Here is a 10011-nt window from a genome sequence, read left to right on the forward strand (position 1 = left end):
ACCCGGCGGCGACTGACCGGGCCGGCCGTCAGGTGGTGACGCGTACCGTCTCCACCCAGTGCGGGGGCTGCGGTGCGTCGGGGCCGATCAGGGCCGCGATGAGACGGCAGGACGGAATCTCGTCGGGCCAGGGCGTGCAGCCGTCGGTGAGGACGACGACGACGGCCGGGCGGTCCCGGGTCGCGAGCGCGGCGGTGATGCCGACGCGCAGGTCCGTGCCGCCACCGCCGCCGAGGGTGATCTGCTCGGTGGCCGTCACCCGGGACACGGCGTGCACGTCGGCGTCGCACGCGAGGACGGTGACGCGGTTGCCCCGCACGCCGACCTCGCGCAGGACGCCCGTGACCTCTCCCAGCGCGGCCGCGAGTTCCGCGTCGCCCATCGAGCCCGAGGTGTCGACGACGACGGCCACCCGGGGCAGCGGACGGCGCAGGCTCGGGAGGACGACGCCGCGCAGCGCCGGTGTGCGGCGCGACGGGCGGCGGTAGGTGTAGTCGACGGCCCCGCCGGCCCACGCGGCGGCTTCCCGGACCGCGCCGGACAGCGCCTGCCGCCAGTCCACCGTGGGCTCCAGGACCTCCTCGGCCCAGCGCTGCCAGCCCGCGGGCAGGGTGCCGCGGGCGCGCTGGTGGGCGCGCATCGCCTCGGCGGTGTGCCGGCGCAGTGCCCGGGCCTCGGCCTCACCCAGCCGGGCGGGGCCGGCGGAGCCCGGGAGTTCCCAGGGCACCGGGCGGCCGTGGGCGCCCGGTCCGCAGTCGCACTCCCGCACACCGGGGGGCAGGTGCGGCAGGTACGCCTCGAACAACTGCCCGTCGGGCAGGCCGAGGAGGCGGGGCTCGACACGTCCGGCGGGCAGGCGCAGGCCGTCGGCGAGGAGGTCGTCGTTGATCTCGCAGTCCTGGGCGACGTTGACGCGGTGCCGGTCGCGCTGGTCGGCGGCGGGGAGCCGGTCGGCGCGGCCGTGGTGGTCGCGCAGCAGGTGCGCCGCCTCGTGCACCCAGACGCCCGCGAGTTCCTCCACGGGGGTCGCGTCGACGAAGGCGGGTGACACGTAGCAGCGCCAGTGGCGGTCCACCCCCATCGTCGGCACCTCACGGCTCGCCACGACGGTCAGGGCGTACAGGGCCGATGCCAGATAGGGCCGGTCGCTCGCCGCCCGGTAGCGGGCGGCGAGCAGTTTGGTCATGTCCAGGTTCCCGCGGGATTCCGTCATGCCTGCGGGCCTCACCGGCCGCCGGGCAGGGCCCCGGACATCTGCAGCAGGTCCAGGAACCCGTCGATGCCGGGAGGCACGGGCCAGTCGAGCCGGCGCATCGCCGCGAGGTCGGTGGCGGCCCGGGCGGCCACGTCCGGTACGCCCGCGTCCACGGCCTTGGCCAGGACCGCCCAGCCGGCCTCCCAGCGGGGCCGGGTGAGATCGCTCTGGATGGCGGCGACCACCGCGATGAGGAAGGCCAGCTGCCGGTCGCCGCGCTCGGGCAGGGCGAACGCGTCGGGGTCGGCGAGGACCCGCTCGGGGTCCGGAAGGTCGAGGTGCTCCAGGTAGGAGAGCAGTTCGATGCCCGCGCCGTCCCCGACGGCACCGGTGAGCGCGGCGGCCGTCGCCTCGCGGCCGGCGCCGGTCGCGTATGCCGTCGCGAGCAGCCGCAGCGCCATCTCCCAGGTCCGCGGGGACGGCCACGACCGGCCCCGGCTCTCGGCGTCGGCGGGTATGTGGTGGACCAGGCCCGGCCGGGCGGTGAGGAAACCGGAGACGGCGCCGCGGGCCCGCGCGACGGCACCGGGCACCTTGGCCGGATCGACCGCGGGGACGGCCGCCTCCGGCCACGTGCCGGCCATGCCGCGCGCGACCGTGGCGGGGTCGTGGGTCCAGTGGAGGTGGACGAAGCGGTTGGCGAGCGGCGGGCTGAGGTGCCAGCCGTCCGCGGCGCTCGACGGCGGGTTGGCGGCGGCGACGATGCGCACCGCCTCGGGCAGGACGAGGCTGCCGACCCGGCGTTCGAGGACGACCCGCAGCAGCGCCGCCTGCACGGCCGGTGGCGCGGAGGACAGTTCGTCGAAGAAGAGCAGGCCCCGTCCGGCACGGGTGAGCCGGACCGCCCAGTCGGGCGGGGCCATCGGCACACCGGTCACGGCCGGGTCGTCCCCGACGATCGGCAGCCCGGCGAAGTCCGACGGCTCGTGCACGCTGGCGATGACCGTCTCCAGCGGAAGGCCGAGTCCGGCGGCGAGCTGCTCCAGGCCGGCCGACTTGCCGATGCCCGGTTCGCCCCACAGCAGGACGGGCTGATTGGCCGTCACGGCCAGGGCGAGCGCCTCCAGTTGGGGGTTGGCCGCGGGTTCGGTGCGCCGTGTGCGCAGCCTGCCGACGAGGTCGTCGGCGGCGGCCAGCGGGTCCGCGCCGGTGCGGGGGGTGGGGGTGGTGTTCACAAGGGCACGTCCTCGCTGTCCGCCGCGTACTTGTCCATCCATTCGTCCCAACCGTCGCGGCCGAGGCCCGGATGCTCCTGCCGCACGCGGTCCCTGAGGAAGGCCAGGTCCGCACGCTTGTACTGGCGGACGACCTGAGCCAGCGAGAGTCCCGACTCGTCGACCACGTCGATCCGGGCACCGGCGGCGAGGAACACCTCCACGAGGGCCTTGGAACCGCCGTCGTTGACCGCCACGAACAGCGGTGTGCGGTCCCGGTGGTCCCGGGCCTCGAGGTCGAGCCCCTCCGCGAGCAGCCGGGGCAGGAGCAGGTCGTGGTCGAGCAGGTGCAGTACGTGGAGCAGCGAGCGTCCGCAGGCGTCGCGCACCCGGGGGTCCACGCCCGCGTCCAGGAGTTCGAGCACGCCGTGCGTGTCACCGTGCTGGGCGCGCAGGAACAGGTCCCGCCGCTGGGCGCGCAGGGCCTTCGGCAGCCGGCCGCTTCCCGAGGTCCACGCCTGCTGGACGGCGAAGCACCCGGCGACGGCGCCGCCGAAGGCGCGCAGGGCCCGCTCGCGCTGCTGTTCCTCGTCGCTGTGCGGCATGCGGAGCAGACCGCCCGCGCGGAAGCCCACCTCGTGCCATGCGCCACGGCATCTCACCCGGACGGGGGCGGGGAGGCCGGGGCCCGGCGGGCCCGCGGTCCCGTCGGCGATCCGGAGGGCGGGGAACAGTGCCTCGCGGACCAGCGGATGCAGGTGCTCCGGCGCGACTCCGCCGACGCGCATCAGGTCGAGGTCGGGGAGCCTGCGCCAGAGCGCTTCGGCCAGGAAGGGGACGTCCTCGGCCTCCTGCCGACCGACGAACCTGGCCCGTAGCCCGGCACCTCGCCCGGGGCCCGTCGGCTCCAGCAGGACCTTCGGCAGCCGGCTGCCGATGAGGAAGCGGTCCCCGACGCCCTCGTCCGCCAGCCGGCGGACCTCCGGCTCCAGACGGGTGTGATCGAGCGCGAGCCTGCCGAGGAGCAGCTCCGGATCGGCCCGGTACCACCCGGGACCGGTCGGGGGTGTCAGGTCGGCCTCGATCCCGGCCGCGGCGAAGGCCGCCTCGACCTCGCCCTTCTGATGCAGCAGGGTGACCCACTCGGCCCGTGCCGCCGCGTCGCCGGGGCCGGGATCGGCCGTGGGCAGCTCGTCCGTACCGCGCGGCCTGCCGTCGGGGTGGAAGAACGGCGGCCGTTCACGGCCGCCGCACCTCTCGAGCAGTTCGGCGGTGTGCCGTGCGTCCCACAGGTGCCGGGCGTACCGCCAGTCCTCGGTCCGGCGCCCGAAGACGCCGGCGGCCTTCTCGTCCTCGACCGTTTCGAAGCGCAGGGTGACGCGCTGCGGGCCCTCCAGCATCGCGGGCGTGGTGAGGTGGAGGTACGGCGTGCGGCGGCGTCCTTCGGCCGCCTCCACCGGCCGGTAGCGGGCGAGCACCACGGTCCGGTCGGTGCCGAGCGTGGTCCAGCCGCCCAGCACCCGGGGCAGGTGCCAGCGCACCAGGTCCGGGACCAGGTGGCGCAGATCCTCCTCCAGGGCCGCGGTGACGTCGTGGCCGCAGTGCTCGGCGACCTCCGCCAGGTCGATGGCGACGTCCACGCCGGCCGCCGCGCACGCCCCGCGCCAGTCACCGGCCGCGCGGCGTTCGGCGGCGTGCTCGATCATCCTCCGGGGCACCGCGTAGCGGCGGATCCGCCGCCAGCTCGCCGCATCCTCCGGTGGGAAGCAACGGGATTCCGGGCGGGGACTCACCGGTAGACACTTCCTATCGCGCGCAGGTCGGGATGGGCCCCGGTCACGGGCCGCAGGCGCTGGGTGAAGGCCCGCTTCACCTTCCGGGGCAGCCCGGGCCCCAGACCGACGTACTCCAGCGGTGAGTCGTCCGGCACCGCCTCCAGCAGGGACTTCGCGCCCCGCCCGGTGAGCCCGGTGTGGCACAGCTCCAGCCGGCGCAGCGGGCTGCCCGCGAGCGCGGCGGCCAGGGCGCGGGCGCCTTCGTCGCCGGTGGCGTTGGCGGGGGCGCCGAGGCTCCGCTCCGACATCGGCCGCCCCAGGTCGAGCGCCTCGATGCCGTCCAGGGCGTCGGCGAGGGCGCGCGCCCCGGCGGGGCCGATCCCGTTGCCGCCGAGCCCCAGGCGCACCGGCCGTCCGGAGCCGGCCGCGGCCGCGAGGACGGCGGCGCCTTCGTCGCCGAGGTGGTTGGCGGGCAGGTACAGCTCGCGCACGCCCGCCTCGCGGATCAGCGCGGCCAGCAGCCCGGCGGCGTCGGCGGTCAGGCCGTTCCCGCCGAGGAAGAGGCGCTCGACCGGGCGCGGGCGGCCGGTGAGGGCGTCGAGCAGAGCGCGCAGCCCCTCGGCGGTGAGACCGGTGTTGACCAGGTCGAGGGTGCGCAGCGTGGTGTTGCGGCGGAGCATCGCGGCGAGCGCGAGGACGCCGTCGTCACCCACCGGATTGCGCTTGAGCCACAGGGCGCGGACGGTGCCGTCCGCCGACAGCGCGTCGGCGAGCGCGCCGACGCCTTCCGGGCCGATGCGGTTGCAGCCGAGGTAGAGCGTGTGCAGGCCGTGGCCGTCGCCGAGTGCCCGGGCGACCGTCGAGGCCCCTTCGTTCCCGATGGCGTTGGTGCCGAGCAGGACGTGCCGGGCGTGCGGTGAGGAGGCGGCGACGGGCATCAGGCGAGCGGCGCCGGCCGCTCCGAGCCCCTGCTTGCACAGGTCGACGCGCCCGTCCGCGCGCAGGGTGCCGAGCGGGAAGGTCTCGTCGGTCTCCACCGTTCGCGCCGACCGCAGCCGGGCCAGCAGCGGGTCCAGGCCGGCAGGGTCGCCGATCGGGATGTCCGGGTGCTCGATCGCCGGGCAGCGCACGGGTGTCGGCTGCGTCATCACCACTCCACCGGTCCGTCGCCGGTGCCCGGCTCGCCGAGGGCGGCATCGCCCTCCGCCCGCCCAGGACGGACCGACGCCAATCGACTTTCCTCCACGACAAGGACGGCAAGGCCGGTCGGATTCGAACCGACGTCCTCCAGCTTGATGCTCGGGCGCGACGACCTCTGCGCTACGGCCTTGCCGGGGAGATCATAGCCACATCCGCTTTGACGTTGATCACTTGCTGACGCCCTTGTCTCCCGGAGGCTCGACGTCCCGGTACCGAGGGGAAGGTCGCCCGGCCGGCACCTCGGTGAAAGTTATTGACAGGGAGTCAGTAAACCGCTGAAACTGACTTCCAGTCAGGGAATGTCTCCCTCCGCATGACCCGCATGACGACGAAGGGGCGCCGTATGACCACCCCTGTGCACGGCCTGGCCGGCGGGACCGTCGAACCGCCGCGAGCGCGCAGGGCGTTGGTGGCGGGGTCGGTGGGGAACTTCATCGAGTGGTACGAGTTCGGCGTCTACGGGTATTTCGCCACCATCATCGCCGCCAACTTCTTCACTCCCGAGGGCGGAAGCGAGGTCGAGGCGCTCGTCAAGACGTACGCGTCCTTCGCGCTCGCCTTCTTCTTCCGCCCGGTCGGCGCGGTGGTCTTCGGCCGCGTGGGCGACCGGATCGGACGGCGCCCCACGCTGATCCTCGTCGTCCTGCTGATGACCGTCGCCACCACCTTGATCGGGCTGCTGCCGACGCACGCCACGGTGGGTGCCGCGGCGCCCTGGCTGCTCACACTGCTGCGCGTCCTCCAGGGCCTGTCCGCGGGAGGGGAGTTCGGCGGTGCCGTCTCGATCATGACGGAGTTCGCCCCGCCCGGCAGGCGCGGCCTGTACGGGGCCTGGCAGTCCTTCACGGTGGCGCTCGGTCTGCTCGCCGGAGCCGGCATGGCGGCACTGCTGGCCACCGTGCTGAGCGAGTCCGAGCTCAACGGCTGGGGATGGCGGCTGCCGTTCCTGCTGACCCTGCCCCTGGGGCTCGCCGCCCTGTGGCTGCGGTTGAGGCTGGAGGAGACGCCCTCCTTCCGGCGCACCGCGCGGGCCCAGGCCCCGGACGCGGGAGGCGCCCCGCCCGGACCACCGGCCGCCGCCCCCGCACGTGAGGTCGCCAAGGCCATCGCGCTCGGCGCCGGGCGGCTCATGGGCTGGTCGGCGGCCGGCTACACCTTCCTGGTCGTCATGCCGTCCTATCTGCAGAACACGCTGAACGCGACGTTCCAGCAGGCCCTGACCGCCACGGTCCTCGCCAACCTGGGCTTCGCGGCCTCCATCCTCCCGGCGGGCGCGCTGAGCGACCGGATCGGCAGGCGTGCGGTGATGGTGACCGGGGCGGCGCTCGTGGCCGTCCTCGCGTTCCCCCTGCTGCACCTGCTGCAGGACCCCGCCGCCTCGACGGCCGCCAAGAGCCTCGCGGTGTTCGCCGCCGGCGCCGTCGTCGGCCTGATGGCGGGACCCGGGCCGGCGATGCTCGCCGAGATGTTCCCCACCCGTGCCCGCTACACCGGCCTCGGGCTGGCGTACTCGCTGTCCAACGCGGTCTTCTCCGGATGCGCGGGCCTGATCATCACCGAGGCGGTCGAACGGACCGGCGACATCGACATCCCCGCGTACTACGTGGTGGTGACCTGTGCCGTCAGCACCCTCGCCCTGCTCACCCTGCGCGGCGACGACCACCGTCGCGCGTTGCGCGACTGACAGCCGACGGACCGGGAAGGAGGTGCCGGAGTGCGGGTCATCGGGCTGATGTCGGGAACGTCCCACGACGCGGTCGACGCCGCCGCGGCCGATCTGACGCTCGAGGGGGACACCCTGCTGCTGAGGCCGCTCGGGATGGTGAGCGACCCCTATCCGGAAGAACTGCGCACCGCCCTGACCGCCGCGCTGCCCCCGGCGCGGACCACGATGCGGGAGGTGTGCCGGCTCGACACCCGGATCGGCCAGGCCTTCGCCGCGGTGGCCGTCCGGGCCGACCGGGAGCTGTGCGACGGCCGCGCCGATCTCGTCGTCTCGCACGGCCAGACGGTCTACCACTGGGTCGAGCGGGGCAGGGTGCACGGCACGCTGCAGATCGGCTCACCCGCCTGGATCGCCGAAGCCACCGGCTGCCCGGTGGTGTCCGATCTGCGCACCCGCGACGTCGCCGCCGGCGGCCAGGGCGCACCCCTGGTGAGCGTCGTCGACCTCATGTGGCTGCGGGGACGGCCCGGCACGCCCGCCGCCCTCAACCTCGGCGGCATCGCGAACCTCACGGTGGCCGCCGGAACGGGTGACCCGGTCGCCTTCGACACCGGCCCCGCCAACGCCCTCGTCGACGCGGCGGTGCACGCCCTCACCGACGGCCGGCTGGACCACGACCGGGACGGGGCCCTCGCCGCCCGCGGCCACGTCGACACCGCTCTGCTGCGGCGGCTCCTCGACGAGCCGTACTACGCGAAACCGCCGCCCAAGACGACCGGCAAGGAGCTGTTCCACTGGCCCTACCTGCGGGCCGCCCTGGCCGGCCGTGACCGGCTCCCGGCCGAGGACGTGATCGCCACCGTCACCCGGCTCACCGCCCGCACGGTCGCCGACGCGGTCCGCTCGGTCGGCGCGAGCGAGGTCGTCGCCTCGGGCGGGGGAACCCGCAACCCCACCCTGATGGCCATGCTCCGCACCGCACTGCACGACATCCCGCTGCGTACTTCCGACGCCCTCGGGCTGCCCTCGGCGGCCAAGGAGTCCTACGCCTTCGCCGTCCTGGGGTTCCTGACCGCGCATGGACTGGCCGGGACGGTCCCGGCGTGCACCGGCGCCCGCCGTCCCAGCATCCTGGGCTCCCTCACCCCCGGTCACCGGGGCCTGCGCCTGCCGGAACCCGCGGCCGTCGCTCCCGTGCGCCTGCGCACGGTACCCGTCTGACGTCCATGGACGGGCCGCGTCCGGTCGTCGCGAACCGTCGTGGCGCGTGCTCCACGTCCGCCGCGGTCGTCGTGGCCCGCTGTGTGCGACCTGTGGCACGGACGCGACCGTGTTCCGCCGGGCTCGCCGTCCCGGAGGGCCCGTCCCTGAGCGCCCGTCCCAGGTGGCGGTGCGACACGCCGTGTGGCAGCGTTCGCCCGTCGGACACCACAGCAGGCGGCGCGACCGCGCGCAGAGAACCAATGAGGGAGACCGATGATCTTCATCACCGCCAAATTCCGGATCCGTCCCGAGTACGCCGACCAGTGGCCGCAGATCGTCGCCGACTTCACCGCGGCCACCCGCAAGGAGCCGGGTTGCCTGTGGTTCGACTGGTCGCGCAGCGTCGAGGACCCGACGGAGTACGTCCTGGTCGAGGCCTTCCGCGACGACGAGGCGGGGGCGGCCCACGTGCAGTCCGAGCACTTCAGGGCCGCGCAGCGGGCCCTGCCGCCCCACCTGGCCGAGACGCCCCGGATCGTGAACGCGACAGTTCCGCAGGACGACTGGTCCCCGCTGGGCGAGATGAGCGTCTCCGAGCAGGAGTGACGCACCGCCTCGCGGGGGGAACGCTCTGGCGGTTCGGCAGCCGGCGAGGCGGGCACGGCGCGGCGCGTTCGGCCCGTACCCGTTCGCCGGACCGGCCGCAGGCGTGACACCCCGGTCTCCTCGTACGGACCGCCACTTGCGGCCCGGGCCGCTCGTCCTGGCTCGGGCCGGCGGTCGCCGGGCTTCGGCCGGCCCGTGGAACCGATCCTGCCGGGCGCGCCGGGACGGCCGGTCGCATCCGGACGCGTCCGCCGCTCTCCCGTCGGCCGGCGCCTACGCACGCGACCCCGCGAACGGGGGAGATCGCGGGGTCGCATCCGCAGAGTACCGCGCGGGACCTCCCGCGGGGGCGTTCCGCGCGGAAGTGCGTCAGGTACAGCCGTGGCCGCCCGGGCGGCGGGCGGCACGGCGAGAAGGACCGGGGAACCGTGTCGTCAGACCGACGGGACCGGCAGGACGTCGGGGGACAGCGCGCCCGCGCGGATCGAAGCACTGGTCATCCGCCGGAGGTGGTGGCGGCGGCACAGGACCTCGTAACCGACCTCCTCCGCCGGGCGGTTGACGTCGCCCACGACCACCTGAGCGCCCTCGACCACCATCTCCCCGCCCACCGTACGGGCGTTGTGCGTCGCCCGGGCGCCGCACCAGCACAGGGCCTCCACCTGGAGGGACTCGATCCGGTCGGCCAGCTCGATCAGCCGCTGCGAGCCGGGGAAGAGCTTGGTGCGGAAGTCGGTGGTGATGCCGAAGGCGAAGACGTCGAGCCCGAGGTCGTCCACGACCCGCGCCAGCTGGTCGATCTGCTCCGGCGCGAGGAACTGGGCCTCGTCGACGATCACGTAGTCGACCTTGCCGCCCTGGGACAGCTGATCGACCAGGTACTTGTACATGTCCATGCCCTCGGTGGCCTCGACGGCCTCCGTGACCAGGCCCAGCCGTGAGGACAGCTTCCCCTCGCCCGCCCGGTCGTCCCGCGTGAAGATCACTCCCTGGAGCCCCCGGGCCGAGCGGTTGTGTCCGATCTGGAGCGCCAACGTACTCTTCCCGCAATCCATCGTTCCAGAGAAGAACACCAGCTCGGGCATGAGGAGTCGGGCACCTTTCGGCCGGGGGTTGTCGGGGACGGGACGTCGGTTCGGCGGGTCGGGGCGG

Annotated in this window: 8 protein-coding genes; 3 read left to right on the forward strand and 5 right to left on the reverse strand. The window is 74.6% G+C overall.

The features are described from left to right. Positions 1 to 28: 28 nt before the first annotated feature. From RIM90_RS25385 to RIM90_RS25400, 4 genes are all read right to left on the reverse strand, one after another. On the reverse strand, positions 29 to 1213 hold the full coding sequence (locus RIM90_RS25385) for a VWA-like domain-containing protein (protein ID WP_309063075.1): 1185 nt from the start codon (positions 1211 to 1213) through the stop codon (positions 29 to 31). Positions 1214 to 1224: 11 nt separating this feature from the next. Beyond that, positions 1225 to 2472 carry an AAA family ATPase gene (locus RIM90_RS25390; protein ID WP_375165546.1) on the reverse strand — a complete coding sequence of 416 codons (1248 nt, stop codon included), beginning with the start codon at positions 2470 to 2472 and terminating at the stop codon, positions 1225 to 1227. Continuing rightward, positions 2427 to 4115: an ankyrin repeat domain-containing protein gene (locus RIM90_RS25395; RefSeq protein ID WP_309063077.1), complete on the reverse strand. Its 1689-nt coding sequence runs from the start codon at positions 4113 to 4115 to the stop codon at positions 2427 to 2429. Before RIM90_RS25395 ends, RIM90_RS25390 begins: the two co-directional genes overlap by 46 nt. A gap of 83 nt (positions 4116 to 4198) precedes the next feature. Further along, positions 4199 to 5332: a gala protein gene (locus RIM90_RS25400; protein WP_309063078.1), complete on the reverse strand. Its 1134-nt coding sequence runs from the start codon at positions 5330 to 5332 to the stop codon at positions 4199 to 4201. 395 nt (positions 5333 to 5727) lie between these two features. Here RIM90_RS25400 and RIM90_RS25405 point away from each other — a divergent pair, with 395 nt between their 5' ends. From RIM90_RS25405 to RIM90_RS25415, 3 genes are all read left to right on the forward strand, one after another. Then, a complete protein-coding gene (locus tag RIM90_RS25405) occupies positions 5728 to 7068 on the forward strand; it encodes an MFS transporter (protein WP_309063079.1) in 1341 nt (446 codons plus the stop codon). Between the two features lie 30 nt (positions 7069 to 7098). Then, positions 7099 to 8271, forward strand: a complete 1173-nt coding sequence (locus RIM90_RS25410; protein ID WP_309063080.1) for an anhydro-N-acetylmuramic acid kinase — start codon at positions 7099 to 7101, stop codon at positions 8269 to 8271. A gap of 255 nt (positions 8272 to 8526) precedes the next feature. Beyond that, the gene (locus tag RIM90_RS25415) at positions 8527 to 8859 is read left to right on the forward strand and encodes a putative quinol monooxygenase (protein WP_309063081.1); all 333 of its coding nucleotides are present in this window, start codon (positions 8527 to 8529) and stop codon (positions 8857 to 8859) included. Between the two features lie 434 nt (positions 8860 to 9293). Here the strand turns inward: RIM90_RS25415 and RIM90_RS25420 are convergent, their stop codons facing one another. After that, on the reverse strand, positions 9294 to 9944 hold the full coding sequence (locus tag RIM90_RS25420; RefSeq protein ID WP_309063082.1) for a thymidine kinase: 651 nt from the start codon (positions 9942 to 9944) through the stop codon (positions 9294 to 9296). Positions 9945 to 10011: the final 67 nt, after the last annotated feature.

Origin of the sequence: Streptomyces sp., assembly GCF_031181555.1 — a bacterium.
GTDB lineage: Bacteria > Actinomycetota > Actinomycetes > Streptomycetales > Streptomycetaceae > Streptomyces > Streptomyces fimbriatus.